Source organism: Streptomyces sp. CY-1, assembly GCF_047218265.1.
Taxonomy (GTDB): domain Bacteria; phylum Actinomycetota; class Actinomycetes; order Streptomycetales; family Streptomycetaceae; genus Streptomyces; species Streptomyces niphimycinicus.
On the sequence record NZ_CP178393.1, the window covers coordinates 10,044,676 to 10,066,342 of the forward strand.

The 21,667-nt window shown below is 70.0% G+C and carries 19 protein-coding genes and 1 pseudogene; 10 read left to right on the forward strand and 10 right to left on the reverse strand.

What is annotated here, in order from left to right:
- Nucleotides 1-4: 4 nt before the first annotated feature.
- Genes ACK1X7_RS43160 through ACK1X7_RS43170 form a run of 3 tightly spaced genes read right to left on the reverse strand, consistent with a single transcriptional unit; the run spans nt 5 to nt 2,341 of the window.
- Nucleotides 5-556 (reverse strand): amino acid synthesis family protein, encoded by a 552-nt coding sequence (locus tag ACK1X7_RS43160; RefSeq protein WP_390794706.1) that lies wholly within the window; start codon nt 554-556, stop codon nt 5-7.
- Nucleotides 553-1,170, reverse strand: coding sequence for an amino acid synthesis family protein (locus ACK1X7_RS43165; RefSeq protein ID WP_385150377.1), 618 nt, complete (start codon nt 1,168-1,170; stop codon nt 553-555). Before ACK1X7_RS43165 ends, ACK1X7_RS43160 begins: the two co-directional genes overlap by 4 nt.
- Nucleotides 1,163-2,341 carry an LLM class flavin-dependent oxidoreductase gene (locus ACK1X7_RS43170; protein ID WP_385150374.1) on the reverse strand — a complete coding sequence of 393 codons (1,179 nt, stop codon included), beginning with the start codon at nt 2,339-2,341 and terminating at the stop codon, nt 1,163-1,165. Before ACK1X7_RS43170 ends, ACK1X7_RS43165 begins: the two co-directional genes overlap by 8 nt.
- A 194-nt stretch (nt 2,342-2,535) precedes the next feature.
- Here ACK1X7_RS43170 and ACK1X7_RS43175 point away from each other — a divergent pair, with 194 nt between their 5' ends.
- Both ACK1X7_RS43175 and ACK1X7_RS43180 read left to right on the forward strand, forming a co-directional pair.
- Nucleotides 2,536-3,453 carry a flavin reductase gene (locus tag ACK1X7_RS43175; protein ID WP_216343482.1) on the forward strand — a complete coding sequence of 306 codons (918 nt, stop codon included), beginning with the start codon at nt 2,536-2,538 and terminating at the stop codon, nt 3,451-3,453.
- Between the two features lie 73 nt (nt 3,454-3,526).
- Nucleotides 3,527-4,954: a purine-cytosine permease family protein gene (locus tag ACK1X7_RS43180; RefSeq protein WP_390794707.1), complete on the forward strand. Its 1,428-nt coding sequence runs from the start codon at nt 3,527-3,529 to the stop codon at nt 4,952-4,954.
- Between the two features lie 125 nt (nt 4,955-5,079).
- Here ACK1X7_RS43180 and ACK1X7_RS43185 read toward each other — a convergent pair whose 3' ends face one another.
- Nucleotides 5,080-6,171 (reverse strand): IS630 family transposase, encoded by a 1,092-nt coding sequence (locus ACK1X7_RS43185; protein WP_385158797.1) that lies wholly within the window; start codon nt 6,169-6,171, stop codon nt 5,080-5,082.
- Nucleotides 6,172-6,325: 154 nt separating this feature from the next.
- Nucleotides 6,326-7,534: an IS701 family transposase gene (locus ACK1X7_RS43190; protein WP_413114635.1), complete on the reverse strand. Its 1,209-nt coding sequence runs from the start codon at nt 7,532-7,534 to the stop codon at nt 6,326-6,328.
- Between the two features lie 69 nt (nt 7,535-7,603).
- Here ACK1X7_RS43190 and ACK1X7_RS43195 point away from each other — a divergent pair, with 69 nt between their 5' ends.
- The gene (locus ACK1X7_RS43195) at nt 7,604-8,206 is read left to right on the forward strand and encodes a helix-turn-helix domain-containing protein (RefSeq protein WP_385156916.1); all 603 of its coding nucleotides are present in this window, start codon (nt 7,604-7,606) and stop codon (nt 8,204-8,206) included.
- Nucleotides 8,207-8,225: 19 nt separating this feature from the next.
- Here ACK1X7_RS43195 and ACK1X7_RS43200 read toward each other — a convergent pair whose 3' ends face one another.
- Complete coding sequence (locus ACK1X7_RS43200; protein WP_216343485.1) at nt 8,226-8,720, reverse strand: Lrp/AsnC family transcriptional regulator; 495 nt, start codon at nt 8,718-8,720, stop codon at nt 8,226-8,228.
- 108 nt (nt 8,721-8,828) lie between these two features.
- Between ACK1X7_RS43200 and ACK1X7_RS43205 the strand changes: the two genes are divergently transcribed.
- A complete protein-coding gene (locus ACK1X7_RS43205; protein ID WP_216343486.1) occupies nt 8,829-9,293 on the forward strand; it encodes a DUF2000 domain-containing protein in 465 nt (154 codons plus the stop codon).
- Here the strand turns inward: ACK1X7_RS43205 and ACK1X7_RS43210 are convergent.
- Complete coding sequence (locus ACK1X7_RS43210; protein WP_390795169.1) at nt 9,265-10,233, reverse strand: ketopantoate reductase family protein; 969 nt, start codon at nt 10,231-10,233, stop codon at nt 9,265-9,267. The genes ACK1X7_RS43205 and ACK1X7_RS43210 overlap by 29 nt on opposite strands.
- Nucleotides 10,234-10,288: 55 nt before the next feature.
- Between ACK1X7_RS43210 and ACK1X7_RS43215 the strand changes: the two genes are divergently transcribed.
- The 4 genes from ACK1X7_RS43215 to dnaK all read left to right on the forward strand — a co-directional run bounded on the left by ACK1X7_RS43215 (nt 10,289) and on the right by dnaK (nt 15,205).
- The gene (locus ACK1X7_RS43215) at nt 10,289-10,918 is read left to right on the forward strand and encodes a CGNR zinc finger domain-containing protein (RefSeq protein WP_385156923.1); all 630 of its coding nucleotides are present in this window, start codon (nt 10,289-10,291) and stop codon (nt 10,916-10,918) included.
- A gap of 73 nt (nt 10,919-10,991) precedes the next feature.
- Nucleotides 10,992-11,720, forward strand: a complete 729-nt coding sequence (locus tag ACK1X7_RS43220) for a YoaK family protein (protein ID WP_390795170.1) — start codon at nt 10,992-10,994, stop codon at nt 11,718-11,720.
- 85 nt (nt 11,721-11,805) lie between these two features.
- Entirely contained in the window at nt 11,806-13,209 is a 1,404-nt protein-coding gene (sthA, locus tag ACK1X7_RS43225) for a Si-specific NAD(P)(+) transhydrogenase (RefSeq protein WP_382948390.1), read from the forward strand.
- Nucleotides 13,210-13,285: 76 nt separating this feature from the next.
- Nucleotides 13,286-15,205, forward strand: coding sequence for a molecular chaperone DnaK (gene dnaK / locus ACK1X7_RS43230; protein WP_390795171.1), 1,920 nt, complete (start codon nt 13,286-13,288; stop codon nt 15,203-15,205).
- Nucleotides 15,206-15,618: 413 nt separating this feature from the next.
- On the opposite strand, the gene ACK1X7_RS43235 is transcribed toward dnaK, so the two are convergent.
- A complete protein-coding gene (locus ACK1X7_RS43235) occupies nt 15,619-16,317 on the reverse strand; it encodes an SDR family NAD(P)-dependent oxidoreductase (RefSeq protein ID WP_046426084.1) in 699 nt (232 codons plus the stop codon).
- Between the two features lie 105 nt (nt 16,318-16,422).
- On the opposite strand from ACK1X7_RS43235, the gene ACK1X7_RS43240 reads away from it, so the two are divergent.
- Entirely contained in the window at nt 16,423-17,301 is an 879-nt protein-coding gene (locus tag ACK1X7_RS43240) for a helix-turn-helix transcriptional regulator (RefSeq protein ID WP_385147996.1), read from the forward strand.
- 489 nt (nt 17,302-17,790) lie between these two features.
- Nucleotides 17,791-17,946 (forward strand): annotated as a pseudogene (locus ACK1X7_RS43245) (transposase family protein); the annotation flags it as partial.
- 263 nt (nt 17,947-18,209) lie between these two features.
- Here the strand turns inward: ACK1X7_RS43245 and ACK1X7_RS43250 are convergent.
- Nucleotides 18,210-19,691 carry an ABC transporter substrate-binding protein gene (locus tag ACK1X7_RS43250; RefSeq protein WP_413116555.1) on the reverse strand — a complete coding sequence of 494 codons (1,482 nt, stop codon included), beginning with the start codon at nt 19,689-19,691 and terminating at the stop codon, nt 18,210-18,212.
- A 5-nt stretch (nt 19,692-19,696) separates the two neighbouring features.
- Nucleotides 19,697-21,574 (reverse strand): hypothetical protein, encoded by a 1,878-nt coding sequence (locus ACK1X7_RS43255; protein ID WP_390795193.1) that lies wholly within the window; start codon nt 21,572-21,574, stop codon nt 19,697-19,699.
- Nucleotides 21,575-21,667: the final 93 nt, after the last annotated feature.

Below are 21,667 nucleotides of genomic sequence, written 5' to 3' on the forward strand. Positions count from 1 at the left end.
CCGCTCACCGCTCCGTCGACAGCGGGGCAAGCCGGGCCTGTGGGCGGCCCTGGGCGGCCGCCGCGAGCCCGATGACGATCTCGTCGGCGCGCGGCCCGTCCGCCACCCGGACCTCGATGCTCTGGTGGTGCGAGCGGACGGTGGCGTCCGTGATGTGCTTGAGCGGAATGTCGAAGACCGTCCCCGCGGCGGCCCGCTTCTCCACGGCCGGCAACAGGGTGGTCGCGTTCGCCGCCCGGCGGAAGTGGTCGCCGAACTTCAGGGTGTGGATCAGCGCGGAGCCGTGCTCGATCTCCCCGTCGAGTCCCACGATCGCGCACTTCCCGTACGCCTCCACCGGCGCGTCCAGCGCCTCCACCACGCGGGGCGCCAGCAACTCGCCCAGCTTCGGCGCCGTCTCGTCGATCCCGGGCAGCAGATCCGCCACAAAGCCCTGACCGGCCCAGGGGTTCTCGATGACGGCGAGCACCACCGCCGTACGGGCCGGCGGGTCCACCGGGCGGCCGCCCTCGCTGTGGATGTCCTCGGTGAAGGTGATGATCTTGCGGACGTTCATGTCACGGTCTCCAGGTCGACGTCGTCGTCCAGATCGGCGAGGCGGATGAGGGGGTCGGTGGCGCGGTCCCCGATCCGGGCGTTCGGGCGGGGGCCGGACGCCCCGGCCGCGACGACGACGATCTCGTCCGGGCGGGGCGCGTCGGGGATGCGGATCTGGCAGGTCTGGTAGTGCGAGCGGGTCGCGGCCGCGGTCTTGTGCCACAGCGGCACGGTCAGCGGCTCACCGGCCGGAAGCCGGTCGTCGCTGAAGACGATGATCGAGGTGCCCTCGGTCAGCTCGCGGAAGACATTGCCGAAGAACGGGGTGTGGATCAGCGCGCCGCCGTGCTCGATCTCCCCGTCGAGCCCCACGATCGCGGCCTTGCCGAAGGACTCGATCCGGTCGACCCCGCCCAGCGCCTCGCTGATCCGGCCGGTGAGCAGCCGGGCCAGCCCCGGGGCGATCCGTTCCACCTCGGGCCCCAGATCGGCGACGACGCCGCCGTCGGCCCAGGGGTTGTGGATCACCGCGGCCGCCGCGACCCGGCGCACCGGCACCGCGACCGGGCGGCCGAGCTCCAGCAGCAGCTCATCGGTGACGGTGACGACCTTGCGCAGCCCCGCCTCAGCCATGACCGCCACCGGTGGTGAACCCCGGCATGACCTTCTCGGCGAACAGCTCCAGGCTGCGCATCGCGTTGCGGTGCGGCAGACCGGGGTGTGTGGTCCACAGCAGCAGATGCTCCAGGCCCACCTCGTCGCGCAGTTCGGCGATCTTCTCCGAGACGTACTCGGGGGTGCCGACCAGCAGATTGCGCCGCTGGAGGAAGTCGAAGGACAGCTCATGGGCGTCGGTGAGCTCCTCGCCCGCCTCCATGAGGTTGCCCAGCCCCCGCCAGTGCATGATCCACCGGTAGGTGGTCATCAGCGCCTCTTCGAATTCGGCGCGTGCCTGCTCCATGGTGTCGGCGACATACACATCACGCACCAGGCCGATGCCCTCGCCCAGCGCGTACTCGCGGCCCGCCGCCTGGCTCGCGGTGTCCCGGTAGAGCTCGAACCGCTCCCCCAGCGCGGAGACCGGCGGCAGCCAGAAGAGCCCCTGGACACCGTCCGCCGCCGCGGCCTGGATCGACCGGGGGCTGTCGATGACCTGCCACAGCGGAGGATGCGGCCGTTGCAGCGGAAACGGCGTGACCTGCATCTTCGTGATGACACCGGCCTCGGTGTACTCCGGGGTGGCGGGGGAGAGCGGGTGGTTCCACTTCACCCCGGGGGCGGGGAACTCGTAGAACCGGCCCCGGTGCGAGAAGAACTCGCCGCTCCACGCCTTGCGCAGGACCTCCACGGTCTCGTCGTACAGCGCGCGGTTCTGCTCCTGGTCGCGCGGATCGGCCAGGGCGTTGAGGTTGAGCGCCTCGCGGCCGTACAGCCCCCGGCCGAGCCCGACCTCGACCCGGCCCCCCGAGAGCTGGTCGAGCATCGCGATGTCCTCGGCGAGCCGCAGTGGATGCCAGAAGGTGGCGATGGAGGCCGCCTGGCCGATCCGGATATCTGTCGTACGGGCGGCGATGTCCGCCCCCATCAGCACCGGGTTCGGGGTGATCTCGATCGCCTCGTGCCCGAAGTGGTGCTCGGTGTACCAGGTGGACCAGAAGCCCGCCCGGTCCGCGGTGACCGCGAACTCGCGGGCCTCCGCCATGACGTCGGCGTACTCGCCGAGGCGGCCCGGGGCACCGAGGTTGTGGAATATCGAAAAGCGCATGCAGCGTCCGTCCTGTTCTTCCGGCTCACGCTGTGCCATGGCAGGGAGGCTAGGAGTCCGATTCTGGCCCCGTCAAGGGTCATGGTCGAGACAACTACTATTGACCTGTGTCTTTGCTGTTCGGAGGGGTCTCGCCAACCCATTTCCGGTTCATTCATCCCTAGGTGTTGACAGCGACTGATGGCCCTTCCTACGGTCCTCTGCCATACAAGAGCTGAGTGAGGGAAGACGTCATGACGCATACTCTTGACCGCACCGCCCGCATCCGCTCCACCTGGCAGGCCGTCTGGGACCAGGGCCAGGTCGACGCGCTCGACCAACTGCTCAGCCCCGGCTATGTACGGCGACGCGGTCCCGCCGCGGCCCCCCAGGACCGAGAGCAGTTCAAGGAGTCCGTCCGCGCCATCCGCCGGGCCTTCCCCGATCTCCGTACCGAGATCGAGGAGATCGTCGAGGACGGCGAATCGCTGGCGATCCGCTGGCGCAGCACCGGCAGCCACACCGGCGACTTCCTCGGCGTGCCGGCCACCGGCAGGCCGGTCGAAGTCTCCGGAGCCACCTTCACCCGCTTCGACCACGGTGTGGTCAGCGAGGAGTGGGTGACCTGGGATCCCCGCCAGTTGCTGGAGGCGCTCGGGATCATCACCACCACCCAGCGAGCGGCCGTCGACGCCGATCTGGTCCGTGGGGTGCACCGTAAGTTCATCACCGGTGTCACTGTCGTGACCTGCCAGGACGACGGCAGGCCCCGGGGTCTTGCGGTGAACGCGTTCGCCAGCATCTCGCTGGATCCGCCGATGGTGCTGGTCTGTGTGCAGCGCACCTCCACCACCCACCCCGCGCTGCACCGGGCAAGCCATCTGGGGATCAACATCCTCGCCGCCGGCCAGCTCGATGTGGCCAAGACCTTCGCCTCCAAGGCGGACGACAAGTTCGCCGGGCTGGCCTGGACCGCAGGCGAGTTCGGGGCCCCGTTGATCGACGGGTCCTGCGCCCAGTTGGAGGTGGAGATCGGCGAGCGGCTGGAGGCCGGCAGCCACACCGTCTTCACCGGCCGGGTGGTCTCCGCCCGCCATGCGGAGCTGGCCCCGCTGGTCTACAGCGGCGGTGGCTTCTTCGACATCTCGCAGACCGCGCCGCTGCCGTGGTGAAAGGCCGCGGCCCGGATCCGTACGCCCACCGGTCCCCCCTGACGTCCACTCCTCCCGTCCCAGGAGCACGCCCATGACCCACGACGACACGGCGCCGGTGTACGGCAGCGCGGTCACCAAGGTGGAGCCCTTCGGGGTCGACCACATCCCCGACAACGAGCGGCACGGCAAGCCCAGTTCGCAGTTCTTCGTCTGGTTCGCCGCCGGTCTCAACTTCCCCATCATCCTGCTCGGGTTCAGCGCGGTCGGGCTCGGTCTCAGCTTCGGCGCCGCCGTCGCCGCGATCGTGGCCGGCGCGGGTCTGGGCTCGCTGCTGATGGCCGTGATGTCCCGGATGGGCGTACGGCTGGGCGTGCCCCAGCAGATCCAGGCGCGTGGTCCGCTCGGCTTCTTCGGCAACTTCCTGCCGGTGGCGTACATCAATGTGTTCGCCGGGGTCGGCTGGGCCTCCGTCACCGTGATCCTCGGCGGCAAGGCCATCGCCGAGCTGACCCATCTGCCCTTCTGGGTCTGCGGGTTGGCGCTCACCCTGGTCGAGCTGGTGGTGTCCATCTACGGCTACAACATGATCAATTTCCTTCAGCGGGTGCTGACCTATGTGCTCACCCCGCTGTTCGTCATGATCACGGTGGTGGCCCTGGTACGGGGCGCGGGCACCTTCGGCGCCGATCCGAAGGCACCGGACTATGTGGGCTCCACCGGCGGCTGGATCACCTTCGGCGGCTGGTTCCTCTCCTTCCTCGTCGCCTGGGCGCCGTTCGCCTCGGACTACTCGCGCTATCTGCCCGACTCGCCACGCGTGGTGGGCCGCACCGCCTGGTACACCGGGCTCGGCAACTTCGTCACCATCTGCTGGCTCGGCATCCTCGGTGTGCTCCTCGGCTCCAACGCCACCAGCACCGACTCCATCACCGCCCTGCACCAGTTGACCGGGCCGTTCGCCATCCCCGCCCTCATCGCCATCGGGCTCTCGGCGCTCGCGCAGAACTTCCTCAACGTCTACGGCGGCGCGATCTCCGTCCAGACGCTGAAGGTGCCGGTCACCCGGACCCAGGCCGTGACCCTCATCTGCGCGCTGGCGTACGGGATCAGCCTGTGGGGACACTCCGGGGTCGAGGACAAGTTCTCGGTGTTCCTCAACCTCACCGCGTACTTCATCGCGCCGTTCGCCACCGTGCTGCTGCTCGACTACCACCTGGGCGGCCGCTCCGACCCCAGCCGGATCGCCGAGCTGTACGACCGCGGACGGGTGCTCTCCTGGGGCTTCGTCGCCTGGGCGGGAGGGGTGGTGGCCTCGGTGCCGTTCTGGCAATCCAACCTCTACACCGGGGCGTTCGCCTCGGCGTATCCGCACGCGGGCGATCTGAGCATGTTCGTCGCGGCGGCCGCCGCCGCGGTGCTCTATCTGCTGACCTACCGGCTCCGGCCGCTGTGGACGCGGGATGTCCCCGCCACGCCCGGGCCGCAGCCGGAGAAGACGGCGGCGGTGGCGGGCTCCTGACCTCCTGGCAGTGCACGGCCCGGGGCGGGCGGCGTCGCTACGGCGCCGCCCGCCGCCGAGGTGGGGCCCAGGGCCTGTCGTTTGGATCAGGCCCCGCGAGCCCGGCCTGATCCAAGCGACAGGCCCTAGTGTCCTGAGTCAGAGATTCGGTGGCAGTAGGCGGCGACTTTGTCGAGGATCTCGTCGGCTGTTTTCGTCCAGATGAACGGTCGCGGGTGCTCGTTCCAGTCGGCCAGCCATGCCCGGATGTCGCGTTCGAGAGCCTGGACCGAGCGGTGGACGCCGCGCCTGAGCTTCTTCTGTGTAAGTTCGGCGAACCACCGCTCGACCAGGTTCAGCCAGGAGGAGCTCGTGGGCGTGAAGTGCAGGTGGAAGCGAGGGTGTGCCAGCAGCCACTTCTTGACCTCGGGAGTCTTGTGGGTCGCGTAGTTGTCCAGGATCAGGTGCACGCCGAGACCCGCCGGAACTTCCCTGTCGAGCCTGGCCAGGAACTTCTTGAACTCCACGGCCCGGTGCCGGCGGTGCAGGGAGCCGATGACCTTCCCCGTAGCCACTTCCAAAGCGGCGAACAAGGTGGTGGTGCCGGCCCGGACATAGTCGTGGCTGCGGCGTTCGGGAACGCCGGGCATCATCGGCAGGACCGGCTGCGAGCGGTCCAGCGCCTGGATCTGCGACTTCTCGTCCACGCACAAGACCAGGGCCTTCTCCGGCGGGTCGAGGTAGAGCCCGACCACGTCGCGGACTTTGTCGATGAAGAGCGGATCCGTGGACAGCTTGAACGTCTGTGTGCGGTGCGGTGCCAGGGCGAACGCCCGCCAGATCCGCGAGATGGCCGACTGCGACATCCCCGTGGCCGCGGCCATCGACCTGGTGGACCAGTGGGTTGCGTTCTTCGGGGTCTCCTCCAGCGTCTTGACGATCACACGCTCGACATCGGCATCAGTGATCTTCCGTGGAACGCCGGGCCGCGACTCGTCGGACAAGCCGTCCAGGCCATGTTTTAGGAAGCGCCGTCGCCAGGTGCGGACCGTGTCCGGGGCGACCCGCAGCCGACGCGACACCTCCATGATCGAGTGGCCCTCCGCGCACTCCAGCACGATCCGCGACCGCTGAGCCAACGCCTGGGCCGTCGTACGACGACGCACCCACCCCTCCAGCACCGCCCGCTGGGCATCAGTCAGTAACAACGGCGGAATCTTCGGACCCGGACGACTCATACCCAACTAACGACAAATCTCCGACTCAGGTCACTAGTAGTGCTTTGTTAGGTGGTGTCGTAGGGCTGCCAGGGGACGGTCTGTTGGCAGGTGGGGCAGGTGCCGGTCCAGGTGGCGATGAGGTGTTGGAGGAGGTCCAGGGCCTGGTAGAGGGTCAGGCCCTGGCAGGGACTTTTGGGCTCCTCCGTTGTTCGGTCAGGAACAGGTGGGCAGCGGTGACGAGGGTGACGTGCCGGTGCCAGCCGGTGAAGGAGCGGCCCTCGAAGTGGTCCAGCCCCAGGACGGTCTTCATCTCTCGGTAGTCGTGCTCGATCCGCCACCGGGACTTCGCGAGGCGGACCAGATCTTTCGCGGGGATGTCGGCGGGCAGGTTCGAGATCCAGTACTTGACCGGTTCCGTCTCGTCTTCGGGCCACTGGGCGATCAGCCAGGTGAGCGGGATCGTCCCGTCGGCGGCCGGTTTGGGCCGCCGGCCCGCGAGGCGGACGTGGAGGAGAACGAAGTGCGAGCTCATGGCGGCTTTGGAGCCCTTGCGCCAGGTCAGGGTCCGGCCGTGGTGGCGTCCAGCGGCCAGCACATGGTCGCGTAGGGACAGTGGGCGGGTGCGGTAGCGGGGCAGCGGGCGGGGCCCGAGACCGCCGTAGGCGGGCTGGTGGGGTTCGGAACTTTCCGCATGAGCGGTCATCTCGCCCTTGGCCTGAAGGACATAGGCCAGCCCGCGGGCTTCCAGACCGTGCCGGAAGCCGGCGTTCGCGCCGTAGCCCGTGTCGGCGACCAGCGCGGCGGGCCGCAGGCCATGGCCGTCGAGTTCGTCGAGCATCTCCAGCGCGAGTTCCCACTTGGGGCGGTGGTGCTCGCCATCGGGGATCCGGCAGGCCCTGCGGCGTGCGGCTGCCTCGGGGGTGTCCCATGCAGTGGGCAGGAACAGCCGCCAGGACAGTGGGCACGAGGCGGTGTCGGAAGCGGCGTGGACACTGACGCCGATCTGGCAGTTGCCGACCTTGCCCAAAGTGCCCGAATACTGGCGGGCCACCCCCGGCGAGGCGGTGCCGTCCTTGGGGAAGCCGGTGTCGTCCACCACCCACACCTGCGGACGGACCACCCGCACGGCCCGCCACGCCAGCCTGGCCCGCACGTCCCCGACCGACCAGGTCGAGGACGTCATGAACTGCTGCAACTGCTGATGGTCCGCCCCGAGCCGCTCAGCCATCGGCTGCATCGACTTGCGCCGCCCGTCCAGCAGCAGCCCCCGCACGTACAGCGAGCCCTTCTCGCGCTGATCCCGCCGCACCAACGGTGCGAACAACTCGGAAGCGAACTCCTCTAACCGGCCCCGACACGCGGCAAGCTCCCCAGCCCTCATACAACCAGCGACCTACCACACACCGAACGTGACAAGACCGGCTAACAAAGCACTACTAGGATGCGGTGGATGGTGGGAGACGCGGGGGATGACGACAAGGCGCTGGAGCGGATCATCGCGGTCCGGGCGCGGGAGTACCGGCAGGCGGCCGGGGCGTCGGTCGGTGGGATGGCCGAGCGGGTGGGCATCTCCAAGGCCATGCTGTCCAAGATCGAGAACGCCCAGACCGCCTGTAGCCTCACCACTCTCTCCCGGCTCGCACGCGGCCTGGGCGTACCCGTCACCGCGCTCTTCCGGGGGATGGACGACGAGCGCGAGGCGGTCTTCGTCCCGGCCGGTCACGGCGCCCGCATCGTGCGCCGCGGCACCCGGATCGGCCATGAGTACGCCCTGCTCGGCGCCCTGCGCGGCAGCAATAAGCGGATGGAGGCGCTGGAGGTCACCCTCACCGAGTCCAGCGAGGTCTTCCCGCTCTTCCAGCACGGCGGCACCGAGCTGATCTACATGCTCGAGGGCGTCATGGGCTACGGCCACGGCAAGTCCAGCTACACACTGCGGGCCGGTGACGCCCTCCAGTTCGACGGCGAGGCGCCGCACGGCCCGGAGAAGCTGATCACCCTGCCCATACGGTTCCTGACCGTGACGGCCTTCGGCGACACCCCGCACCACTGACCCATCCCGTCCCTGCCCGCTACCGCCTCCGGCGGGAGGGCGTCGGGCGCTCGGCGGGCGCCGGGTCGATACAGCGCGACTGGGCGTGTTCGTAGACCATCGTGCTCTGCACATCCGCCACCTCGCGGCGCTCGGTGAGGCGGTCGATGACGAACGCGTACAGCCCATTGGTGTCCGGCACCGCCACATGGATGAGGAAGTCATGGGCGCCGGAGGTGACGAACAGGCCGATGGTCTCCGGCAACTGGGCGGCCCATTCCCGGAAGCCCTCGATGACCGGCCGGGACGGCGGGCGGATCCGGACCGAGATCAGCGCCTGGACGGGGCGGCCGACCGCCTCCAGGTCGACGGCGGCGTGATAGCCGCTGATGATGCCGCGCTCCCGCAGCGCCCGGACCCGTTCCAGAGAGGTCGACGGCGAGACCCCCGTCCGCACGGCCAGCTCGCGATTGGTCTGGCGTGCATCGTTTTGCAGCTCCCGCAGAAGAGCGCGGTCGAGTGCATCAAGTTCCACGAATGCGCTCCTTTGCCTGAGGAAATTCGGCGGGCCGTGCCGCTGCTCGGATGGATGGGTACCGTCCACCACATCCACCACATTAGCCATCGACAAGGAGTGCCGCTCGTGTCCGTTCCCCAGCTCACCGACGAGGATGTCCGCACCGACCAGTCCACCCGGCAGGCGAAGCTGAAGTGGGTGATCGTCGTGGCCGAGGAGCTGCCGGCGGGCCGGGCGGTGAACGCCGCCGCCTGCATGGCCGCCGCCGTCGGCCGGGCGATGCCGGAGCTGCTCGGGCCGGACGGCCGGGACGGGTCCGGCGCCGGCCACCCGGGGCTGCCGTGGGCCGGCTGCTCGATCCTGGTCGCCGGCCCGGAGACACTGCGCGAGCTGCGCGCGAAGGCCGCGGAGAAGGACGACATCTTCCTCGTCGACATGCCCGGGCAGGCCCAGACCTCACGGGTCTACGACGAGTACCTCGACAGCCTGGCCGGCACCAAGACCGAGGACCTCGACTATCTCGCGCTCAGCCTCGTCGGCCCGCGGAACAGGGTGAGCAAGCTCATCGGGAAGCTGCCCCTGCTGCGCTGACATCCGCGCCGCCGGTCGCGGCCGGATCGCCCAGGGCGTACGGGGAGAGGATGTCGGCGATGGCCCGGTTGCGCGGGGTCGCTACGCCCAGCTCGGCGCCGAGGCCGGCCACCGCGCCGCTGAGCCAGCCCAGTTCGAGCCGGTTGCCGCGCAGCAGGTCGTTGTGCATGGAGGACGTCATGGCGGCGGGCAGCGTGTCGCAGAAGGCGAGCCGGTCGTCGGCGAAACCGGGGTCCAGGGCCACCCCCTTGGCCCGGCCCACGGCGACCACCTCGTGCATCACCTCACGCAGCAGGGCCCGCGACCCGGGATCCCCGCGGACCACCCCGATCGGCTGCCGCACCGCCGACGTCGTCCCGGAAAGGCCCACCAGGAAGACGAACTTCTCCCAGATGGTGCGCTCGATGTCCGCGCTGATCTCCGCGTCGATACCGGCCGCCACCGCGCGGTCGAGGAAGGCGCGGACGCGCGGGGACTCCGTACGGTCGTACTCGCCGAACACCAGCCGCTGCAATGTGCCGTTGTGCACCACCACCCCGGGCTCCTCGATGAACGCCGAGATATAGCCGACCCCGCCGAGGACGGCCCCGGCCGGCAGATGGCGGCGCAGCACCGTGTCCTTCTGGACCCCGTTCTGGAAGGACACGACGGCGGCGCCGCCTTCGGCGAGGGTTGCGAGCTGCCGGGCGACGTCCTCGGTGTCCCACAGCTTCACCGCCACCATGACGAGGTCCGGGGCCTCCAGGTCGGAGATGGCCGGCACCACCGCCTCGGACGGCACCCGCAGCTCGCCCAGCGGGCTGCGCACCGTCAGCCCCTTCTCCCGGATCGCCGCGAGATGGCGGCCCCGTGCCACGAAGGTGACATCGTCACCCGCTGCGGCGAGCCGTGCGCCGAAGTATCCGCCGACGCCACCCGCGCCGATGACCGCGATCCGCATGATGTGCCCTCATCCTCAGCCGCTTGGTAACCCTTCGGATGGTTACTATATGCGGATGGATTCCTCGACGGGGCCGGTGCCGCGGCCGCGGGTGACCGCCCGGCTGCGGGCACTGCGCTTCGACACCGGCAGCCTTGCCCTGAATCTCGTGGCGACCCTCGGGCGGCGCGACAGTGCCCCGATCGAGCGCCTCGGCACCCTCGACCGGCTGCGGGAGTGGTGCCAGGGCGTGAGGCTGCGGCTCCACGACGAGGCCGTCACCGATGAACTCCTCGCCGAGCTGTGGACGCTGCGCGAGGCGGCGTACGACGTGGTGGCGGCGGTCGTTCACGGCAGCGCCCCGTCGGCCGTGTCCGTGGCACTGCTCAACGACCGGGCGCGGCCCGCCCCGCCGCAGCCGCTGCTGATAGCCACCGGCACCGGGGTCGGGGTCGACGGCGCGGACCGCCCGCTGTCCGGGCGGGAGCTGGAGTCGGTCGTCGTCCGCGATCTCATCGCGGTGCTCGGCGACCCGGAGCGGCGCGGGGCGCTGCGGATGTGCGACGCCTCGCTGTGCACGATGGTCTACCTCGATCACACACCGGGCGGACGGCGCCGGTGGTGCTCCATGCGGCTGTGCGGCAACAGCGCCAAGGCCGCGAAACACCGCGAGCGGCGGGCAGCCGCCACCCCCGCCGGTTCCTGATACCTCCGGTGCTCCCAGGGCCCTGTTTCCGGTGCGCCGCCCGGGGGCACCCGAGGTGGCCGGAGGAGTGCCGATGGCAGATGAGAGCGACACCGACCCCGCGCCGAAGCGGCGGCGCCCGGGCCGGGCCGCCGGTTCCGGGGGAGTGGCCGCCGCCGTCGCGCTGACCGCGGCGACCGGGGCGATGGACGCGATCAGCTTTCTGGCGCTGGGCGGCGTCTTCACCAGCGTCATGACCGCCAATCTCTCCCTGCTCGGCATGTCGACCGCGTCCCTGGACGCGACGCGGGCCCGGGACTCCGCGATCGCCATGGCCGGATACATCGCGGGTGCGCTGCTCAGCGGCCGGATCGTCCGCGGCCCCCGGCCCGCCTGGCGCGCCCGCTGCGCGCTCACGGTGGAACTGCTCGCGCTCGGCGGGCTCTGGGCGGCGTGGGCGGCGGCCGGCGGCCACCCCTCCGGCGGTCGGCAACTGGGGCTGCTGGCGGTGGCCGCGCTCGCCATGGGAGGGCAGAGCGGTCTGGTGCGGGCCGTCGGGCCGCCCGGCCTCTCCACCACCTATCTCACCGGCGCCCTGACCGGGCTGCTGGTCGACGTGGCGCGCAGCGGCACGGTGGGGAGGCTCAGCATGGCCCTGCTGGGGGCCCTGGTGGTGGGTGCCGCGGCGGGCGGGCTGCTGGTGGCCCATGCCGCGCGGGCCGCGCCCGCCCTGCCGGCCGGGCTGGTCGCCCTCGTTCTGCTGGCCTCCCTGACCTCGCTGGCCCGGGACGCGCAGGGCCGTCTGTGGCCCCACGCCGAGTAGGGCGCCCCAAGTCTGGTGACGCCCGGGGCGGTTGACCGGCGATTCGCTCTTCCAGCGGGACGTCATCCGATGCCAGACTCGGTCCGTGACCGACTTTGACATGCTTGTGATTGGGTCCGGACCGGGCGGCCAGAAAGCTGCCATCGCAGCCGCCAAACTCGGTCGCCGGGTGGCCGTCGTCGACCGGCAGGAGATGGTGGGCGGGGTCTCCCTCCACACCGGAACGGTTCCGTCGAAGACCCTGCGCGAGGCGGTGCTCTATCTCACCGGACTGACCCAGCGGGATCTGTACGGCCAGAGCTACCGGCTCAAGGACGACATCACCATCGCCGACCTGACGGCCCGGACCCAGCATGTGGTCGGCCGGGAGATGGACGTCGTCCGCAACCAGCTTTCCCGCAACCGGGTCGCGCTGTTCCCGGGCACCGGGCGGTTCGTGGACGACCACACCGTGGCCGTCACGGACGCGGACGGTCAGGAACAACTGCTGACCGCGCGGCATATCGTGATCGCCACCGGCACCCGCCCGGCCCGCCCCGCGAGCGTGGAGTTCGACGAGCGGACGATCATGGACTCCGACAGTGTCCTCAACATGGAGCGGGTGCCGCGCTCCATGGTCATCGTGGGCGCCGGGGTGATCGGCATCGAGTACGCCTCGATGTTCGCCGCCCTGGGCAGCAAGGTCACCGTGGTCGAGCAGCGCGAGGGGATGCTGGACTTCTGTGATGTCGAGATCGTCGAGGCGCTGAAGTACCGGCTGCGCGACCTGGCCGTCACCTTCCGCTTCGGCGAGACCGTGGCGGCCGTCGAGCGCCATGCGCGAGGCGCCCTGGCCATCCTGGAGAGCGGTAAGAAGATCCCCGCCGACGCGGTGATGTACTCCGCGGGGCGCCAGGGACTCACCGACGGGCTGGACCTCGACAAGGCGGGGCTCACCGCCGACCGGCGGGGCCGGATAGCCGTGGACGAGCACTACCGCACCGCCGTACCGCATATCTACGCCGTCGGCGATGTCATCGGCTTCCCGGCCCTGGCCGCGACCTCCATGGAACAGGGGCGCAGCGCGGCGTACCACGCCTGTGAGGAGCCGGTGAACCCGATCCACCATCTTCAGCCGATCGGGATCTACAGCATCCCCGAGATCAGCTTCATCGGCCGCACCGAGGACCAGCTCACGGACGAGAAGGTGCCCTTCGAGGTCGGGGTGTCGCGCTATCGCGAGCTGGCCCGGGGCCAGATCGTCGGCGATGCGCACGGCATGCTGAAGCTGCTGGTCTCCCCGGAGGACCGGCGGCTGCTCGGAGTGCACTGCTTCGGCACCAGCGCCACCGAGCTGATCCATATCGGCCAGGCCGTGATGGGCTGCGGCGGCACCGTCGACTATCTGGTGGACGCGGTGTTCAACTATCCGACCTTCGCCGAGTCCTACAAGGTCGCCGCGCTCGACGCCACGAACAAGATGCGCGAGGTCGACCACCTGCGGGACTGAGCCCCGCCCCGCCTCCCCACCCGCCCGGAACATCCCTTTTTGGGATACTGGGAGGCAGACCGGGAGGAGGGCTCAGATGACCCGCGCAGTCGGTATTGACCTGGGTACGACGAACTCGGTCGTATCCGTCCTGGAGGGCGGCGAGCCGACCGTCATCACCAACACCGAGGGGACCCGGACCACCCCCTCGGTGGTGGCCTTCGCCAAGAACGGCGAAGTGCTGGTCGGCGAGGTCGCCAAGCGCCAGGCGGTGACGAACGTGGAGCGCACCGCGCGCTCGGTCAAGCGCCACGTGGGCGAGGACCGGTGGCGGTTCCCGGCCACCGGCGACATCGACGGCAAGCGCTACACCGCGCAGGAGATCTCCGCGCGGGTGCTCCAGAAGCTCAAGCGCGACGCCGAGGCGTATCTCGGCGAGGACGTCACGGACGCCGTGATCACCGTCCCCGCGTACTTCAACGACTCCCAGCGCACCGCCACCAAGGAGGCGGGCGAGATCGCCGGGCTGACGGTGCTGCGGATCATCAACGAGCCGACGGCCGCCGCCCTGGCGTACGGGCTGGACAAGGAGAACGACCAGACCATCCTGGTCTTCGACCTCGGCGGCGGCACCTTCGATGTCTCGCTGCTGGAGATCGGCGAGGGGGTGGTGGAGGTCAAGGCCACCAACGGCGACACCCACCTCGGCGGCGACGACTGGGACCAGCGGATCGTGGACCATCTGGTCACCCGCTTCAAAGGCGGCTACGGCGTCGATCTGGCCAACGACAAGATGGCGGTCCAGCGGCTGCGCGAGGCGTCCGAGAAGGCCAAGATCGAGCTCTCCGCGGCCAGCGAGACCACGATCAACCTGCCGTACATCACCGCGTCCGACGCGGGCCCGCTGCATCTGGACGAGAAGCTCACCCGCTCGCAGTTCCAGCAACTGACCGAGGACCTCCTGGAGCGCTGCAAGGCCCCCTTCCACCAGGCGATCAAGGACGCCGGGATCAAGACCTCCGATATCGACCATGTGATCCTGGTCGGCGGCTCCACCCGGATGCCCGCCGTGACCGGCCTGGTCAAGGAGCTGACCGGCAAGGAGCCGCACAAGGGCGTCAACCCCGACGAGGTCGTGGCGATCGGCGCCTCCCTCCAGGCCGGTGTCCTCAAGGGCGAGGTCAAGGACGTCCTGCTGCTGGACGTCACCCCGCTGTCCCTCGGCATCGAGACCAAGGGCGGCATCATGACCAAGCTGATCGAGCGGAACACCACGATCCCGACCAAGCGCTCGGAGGTCTTCACCACGGCCGAGGACAACCAGCCGTCGGTGCAGATCCAGGTCTTCCAGGGCGAGCGCGAGATGGCCGCGTACAACAAGAAGCTCGGGATGTTCGAGCTGACCGGCCTGCCGCCCGCCCCGCGCGGGGTGCCGCAGATCGAGGTCGCCTTCGACATCGACGCCAACGGCATCATGCATGTCTCCGCCAAGGACCTCGGCACCGGCCGGGAGCAGCGGATGACCGTCACCGGCGGCTCCGCGCTGCCGAAGGACGACATCGACCGCATGATGCGGGAGGCCGAGAGCTACGCGGAGGAGGACCACAAGCGCCGCGAGGCCGCCGAGACCCGCAACCAGGCAGAGGCACTCGTCTACCAGACCGAGAGGCTGCTGCGGGATCAGGCCGACAAGGTGCCGCAGGACGTCCGGCAGGAGGCCGAGGCGGCGGTCGCGGAGCTGAAGGGGACGCTCGAGGGCGAGGACACCAACGCGATCCGCGAGGCCACCGAGCGGACCGCCACCGTCGGGCAGCGGATCGGCACCGCCATCTACGCCCAGGCCCAGCAGTCCGGCTCGTCCGACGGCGGAGCGAGCGGCTCGGCGGGCGGCTCCTCCGGTGACGGCGGGGGCCAGGCCCACGCGCCCGACGAGGAGGTCGTGGACGCGGAGATCGTCGACGACGAGAAGAGCGGGGACGAGAAGGCCGGGGGCGAGCGGCCCCAGGGCGGCGGCTGACCGCCACCGCCTCCTGGGGCCTGACCTCACTGCGGCCTGACCGTCACCGCGTCCTGACCGTCACCGCGTCCTGACCCTCACCGCGGCCTGTGCGTCACTGAGCCTCCGGATTCGTCAGGACGAGCAGGGCGCGCAGGAGGTGGGTGGCGCGGGTGGTCTCCGTGCTCACTCGCAAGTCCAGTGCGTCGCGCAGCAGTTCCGGTCAGGAACCCGAGCTGCCGCAGCATCGTCATCCTTCCGCCATCCCGACGGCGGCTACCGTCTCGACGTGCCGGGCCCCGGCTCGTACGTCCTGATCACCTCGGCCGGAGGTTCCGCCGACGCCAGTGGCGGCAGCGGTTCTCCTGTCCGGGACCGGTCTCGATGTTCTGCCCGTTCTGTTCTTCAGGGCCGGTGACCCGGCACCGCCGGTCTCAGGACCAGGCGATCTCGCCATGGCGGTCGATGAAGCGTCCGGTGCCGGCACCGGGCCCCTCGGTGGCGAGGGCGACGATCGCGTCCGTGCCCTCGGTGACGGTCTGGGAGCCGCTGTGACCGTTTATGTCGGTCGCGGTGTAGCCGGGGTCGGCGGCGTTGACGCGAATGCCCTTGAGCCCTTTGGCGTACTGCGTGGTCAACATCGTCAGCGCCGCCTTCGATGAGGCGTACAGCGGCACGACGACGTGCGACTCGGACCGCCCGGGGTCGTGGGTGAAGGCGAGGGAGCCCATGCCGCTGCTGACGTTGATGATCACGGGGTCGTCCGAACGGCGCAGCAGCGGCAGGAACGCGGTGGTGGTGCGGACCACGCCGATGACGTTGACGTCGAGGACGGCGCGGGCGTCGGCGGCGGTGAGGTCGCCGGGATCACCGAAGGGACCCTGGACCCCCGCGTTGTTGATCAGGACATCGATCCTGCCCTCGTGCTCGGCGACGTCCGCGGCGGCGGCGGCCACGGACGCGTCGTCGGTCACGTCGACGGGGACGAAGCGTGCGCCCAGCGCGGCGGCTGCCTCCTCACCCCGCTCACGGTCGCGGGCTCCCAGGAGAACGGTGTGACCGCACGCGATGAGGCGGCGGGCGGTCTCGCGGCCGATGCCCTTGTTGGCTCCGGTGATGAAAGTGATCGTCATGCCTTCGATAGTTGCCTTGACGAGGAAGCCGGACCAGGGACGCTTCGACGGTGGGAAGACCAGTACCACCCTCGCGCCCCCGCATGTGATCGGGGACGCGGGAGGATGGAGAGCATGACGAGGACACCCCCCGGAGCTGGACTGGGCGCGATGATCCGCACGTGGCGGAACCGGCTGCCCCCGTCAGCCGCTGGGCTGCCGGTCGTCCGCAAGCGCCGGGCTGTCGGGCTGCGGCGCGAGGAACTGGCCGACCTGGCCGGAGTGTCGGTCGACTACGTCGTGCGCCTGGAGCAGGGGCGGGCCACGACACCCTCGGCGTCGGTGGTGGCGTCCCTGGCGCGCGCTCTCCAACTGTCCACCGCCGAGCGGGACCACCTCTACCGGCTGGCCCAGATCGTGCCGCCGGCGGACGGCACGATCTGCGACCTTCTCCCGCCCGGTATGCAACGGGTACTCGTCCGCCTCGGAGACGTACCGGTGGCCGTGTTCGCGGCGGACTGGCAATTGGTGTGGTGGAACCACGGGTGGGCCGCCCTGCTGGGAGACCCCTTGGCCTCGCCGCCGCGGATGCGCAACTTCGCCCGCGACAGGTTCCCGGTGGACGTCGATCACACCCCCCTCGCGCTGTGGCCGGTCACCGAGACGGACCCCGACACCGCCGACGCCGCCCTCGTCTCCGATCTGCGCCGCGCCACCGGCCGCTTCCCCCGGGACAGCCGCCTGGCCGCGCTGGTCCGCGACCTGAACGCAGGCAACGAGAGGTTCGCCGAGCTGTGGGCGACGGGAGAGGTGACCGCGAACCGCGAGGTCCACAAGAGGGTCGATCACCCGTCGGTGGGCCCGGTCACGGTGGACTGCGATGTCCTGACCGACGGCGACACGGAGCTCAAGATTGTCATCATGACCGCCGCGCCGGGCAGTGAGGACGAGACCAAACTCCGGCTCACCACCGTCGTCGGCCCACCGGCCGGCACGCGCAACTGATCCGCCCCGCCCATCGGCCGACCGACGGCCGGTTTACCACCTGCCTGTGACCAGGGACGCCAGCGCCCGGAGTGGTGGGGTGCGGGCGTAACCGGGGTGCCCCCGGCGGCCGTTGGAACTGTGTGACGAGAACCAAAGAACGCGCCGAGGACACCTGCCCGCTTGATTACCAGTGCCGTCTGCCGCTGTCCACGAGCACCGTCAAGTACCTCGCCGATCTACTGCGACGCCACCTGAAGGCGATTCGGTCCAGATGGCGGATCCTGCCGCCCGGGAGGATCACGGTGATCGTCTTGGCCGTGCTGTGCCACGACCAGCGCCTGGCCGACATGGCCGGCGGCAACAATGTGTCCGAGTCCACCGTCCACCGTCCGCCGCTGGCGCGACGAGCTGATCGCCCTCCTCGCCGCGCAGGCTCCGCGCCTGGACCGCGTCCTGAAGAAGGTGGCCTAGCAGGGCGGGGAGGTAGTCCTGATCGACGGCACCCTCATCCCCACCCGACGCCGCACAGGAAAGGCCGACCGGCAAAACTACTCCGGCAAATACCGCCATCACGGCCTGCACTTCCTCGCCGTGACCGACGAGAAAGGCCGCCTGATCTGGATATCCGCCGCCCGGCCCGGCCGCACCCACGACATCACGGCCGCCCGCCACGACCACATTCTGGCCCACCTGCGCGCCGCCGGTCTCGGCGCATTGGCGGACCTCCGGCTTCCGCGGCCTCGACAACGACGTACGCGACCCCGCCCGCGCCACCCACCTCCTGCGCGCCCTGCTCGTTCTGACGAACCCCGAAGTCAACCGCTGACGGATGATCTACTCCGCAGACTGTCGCCCACGACCAGCGTGAGCACCCCGAGAACCGGTCACACCAGCTCTTTGACCTGTGATTTCAAGTTGGCGGAGGCTCACTGCTTTCTGGGCGGCTCGCCCCGTGGCGCCGAGACCTCCACCAGCTCCGAGCGCCCCCTGGCGTTGAGGTGCAGGATGGGAATGGCCTTGTTGCGCGGATTGCCGTTGTTCTGGAACGAGATGAAGCCGCTCGCCCCCGCCACCTGCTGACGCCCGTCCATCTGGTGGAACATCCGCGCCACCGCGTCCCCCGACACCTCGCCCTGCCAGCCCGCCGCCATCTGGATGCCATGGGCGGCGGCCAGCACCGCGTCATGCCCCATGATGGCCTGGCCGTCGTAGCGCGGATCGCCCGGGAACCACTTGTCCAGCGATCCGCCCGGCTGGAAGTGGCGGGCCGAGGGGCCGGAGACATGGAGGGGGTCCTGCTGCCACATATCGGGATGCGCCAGGCCCGTGTAGAGCACCCGCACCCCGCTCTCGGCCGCGTGCGCCAGCTCCTTGGCGGTGAGGTTGGAGGTGTCGTCACCGGTGATGACGGTGAACTTCCGCTCCTGGCAGGGCCGGTTGGCGAGTGAGTCCAGGAACCGGGTGAGGTGTTTGCCGCGGCCCGCGAAGTAGACCACCTCCGGCTTCTGGTCGCACAACTGCCCCGGCATATAGCGCAGCTCGTTCTCCCAGGCGCTGCGCACCGAGGAGTCATAGGTCATCCGGTCCGCCACCAGCCGATGGCCCTTGGTGTCCTGGAAGACCTCGGTGAAGGCGTCACCCAGCGTCTTGGCGTAGTAGTTGCTCCGCGCGGCGTCCTGAACGACCACCGCCGTACGGACCTTCTGCTTCTTCAGATAGGCGGAGGCGGCATACGCCTCGTCCACATTGGTCGGCGAGACCCGGACGAACCCCTTTATGCCCTCTATGTTGGTGGCCGTCATGGTGCTGGCCACCAGGGCGAGCCCGCGGTCCGACAGCCGCCGCAGCGCGCTGAGGCTGCGATCGGTGCTGGGGCCGAGCCCGGTGACCGCGACCAGCTTGTCGCGGTCGGGGGCCATCCGGCCGATCAGCTCGTCGACGGTGTGCTCCCAGTGGGCCGCGTTGCTCCCCACATTGGCGATCAGCAGCTTGATCTTGGGGGAGGAGGAGAGATCGCCGCGGTTGTGCCGGTACTGCGCCAGATACGCGCCCTCGAGCTCATGGCGGACCGACTCCTCGGAGTTGCTGTCGTCGTCGGTCAGGGTGAAGGAGGTCATATAGGCGACGCTGACGTACGGCTCCTTGCCGGCGTTCTCCTCCACCCGGTCGTTCTCCGCCTTGATCTTCTTCTCCACGGACTTCAGATGGTCCGCGAAGACATAAGAGCCGTCGGTGACACCGACGCACTCGTGGTCGTCGCCCTTCTTGACGACGCCCTCGCCGCACCGCGCCCGCTTCTCCTGGATCCAGTTCACGGTGAGGGGGACCGCCACCGCGAGCAGTGCGACGACGATCACGCCGATCACCACCCGGCGCACGATATGCAGTGGCCATTCCAGTCTCGGCACCGGTCTCACCCCTCGCCCGCGCGCGTCAGCGGATGGCGCCAGTGGCGGTACCGCTCGGCCTCGTTGAACAGGGCCACGATGTCGTTCCTCCGCAGTCGTGAGAGCTGGTTGAACCCGTCGGCGATCATGTCGTTGAGCCGCATTCCGGGGTCGGCCAGCGGATCGCTCCACACCCAGCGCACCGTGATCAGCTCCCGGATCACCGAGGCGGTGGTGACCGCCTCCGGGGGCTCCTCCGGGGCGAGGCCGGCGAGCAGCTCCAGCGGTCCGCCGGCCTGGCCCAGCCGGTTGGGCGCGGCCGTGATCGTGTTGAACTCGCTGATCCACTGCGCCGCGGGCACCGTCGGGAAGCGCGCCACCAGATAGCCGGTCACCTCGTCGATCCGCTCGGCCGCCAGCCGGTGGTACATCTCCTGGACGGTGCGCCCCTCGGACCTGAAGTGCTCGGCCAGCAGCTCGTGGACCGCGTCCCAGTCGTCCGGACGCGCGGCCAGCCGCCACAGCAGCAGCCGCCGCGGCCAGGGGTGGAGCGCCGGGGTCACCGTGCCCGGGCTGTGCAGCAGCCAGCGGCCGCGGACCTCGCCGAACAGCGAGTCGCCCGAGCCCAGCAGCCGGGTGCCGATGGACAGATCGCGCGCCGCCGCGCACTCCTCCAGCGCCGCCCGCTGCATGGGGTCGAAACCGCGCAGCAGATGGTCCAGGGCGGCCTCCACCAGCGTCCGGGTGTCCTCGCCCTCCCGCGGCGTACGGTCCGGCAGGGTGCGCAGCCAGCGGTCCTGCTCGGCGCCGTCCTCGGTGGGCACGGTCGAATGCCGGAACAGCTCAAGGACCTGGCTGACCGCCCGGGGGAGCCCCGCGGTCAGCCGGTGGATGAAGGGCGCGAGCCGGGTGAACGGCGCGAGGTCGGGGTGGTGGCGCAGCTCCAGCTCGATCCGGATGCGCACCTCGTCCAGATTGAGATCGCGCAGCCGCAGCGGATACCACCAGGTGTCATCGCTGTCCCGGCCCGGCCGGTGCTCCGTCCAGTCCGCGAGGGAGGCCCGGTCCGGGCCACGCAGCCGCCACGGCCACTGATCGCCGGTGGCCGGGCCCCAGCGGGGCAGCCACCGGTTGGAGCTGGCCACGACGGTGAGCGGATCGCAGTCGGCGCCGGCCACCACGGAGTCGTCATGACGGGCCCGGATCAGCAGATCGAGGAAGCGACGGCCGTACTCCGTATGGGAGTTGTCGAGCAGCAGCAGATAGGAGCGGGGCATGAACGAGTGGCGCACATTGCCGCGCATATCCTCCAGCAGGGCCGAGAACAGCACCCGGTCCAGCCGCTCCTGATCGTCCTCGTCACCGTCGTGGCGCCACAGGTTGAGCTCGACCAGCGCCTCCCAGGGATCCCGGCTCTGGAGCAGCGGATGCCCGCCGTACCAGGCGGCGCTGCTGGTGAACTTGCGGCCCGGCAGCCGCCTCCGGCCGCGCCGCAGCGCGTCCCGCAGCAGCGCGAGCGCCGCCGTGGAGGCGCCGTCGGGGGCGCCGACGGCGCCTCCGGCCACTTCGAAGAAGGCGGCGAGATAGTCGCCGTAACGCGCCTCCGCCCGCTCCTGGAACGCGTCCAGCTCCCGCCGGATGTTGCGCCGCCCCTCCGCCAGGCTCGTCATCCGCAACTGGTGGTCCGAGGCGAGCAGACCGAGGGTGAGCCGCGGGAAGTGGGAGCGGCGGTAGCGCGGAAGCTTGCGCTCCAACTGGCGGGCGATCAGGGCCAGCCCGTACCGCGGCAGCAGCGACTGCTCACCGCCGAGATTGATATACGCGAACGGTGTCTCGGGCCCGAATTTCTCCATCAGCGCGCCATGGGCCTCGCTGGCCCCACTGCCGCGCGGCCCCAGCAGCATGATCACCGGCCGCTCGTCCGTGGGCCCCAGCCTGAGACACTCTCCGACCAGACTGATGATCCCGCTGCGGCCTCTTAAGCCCACACCCATACC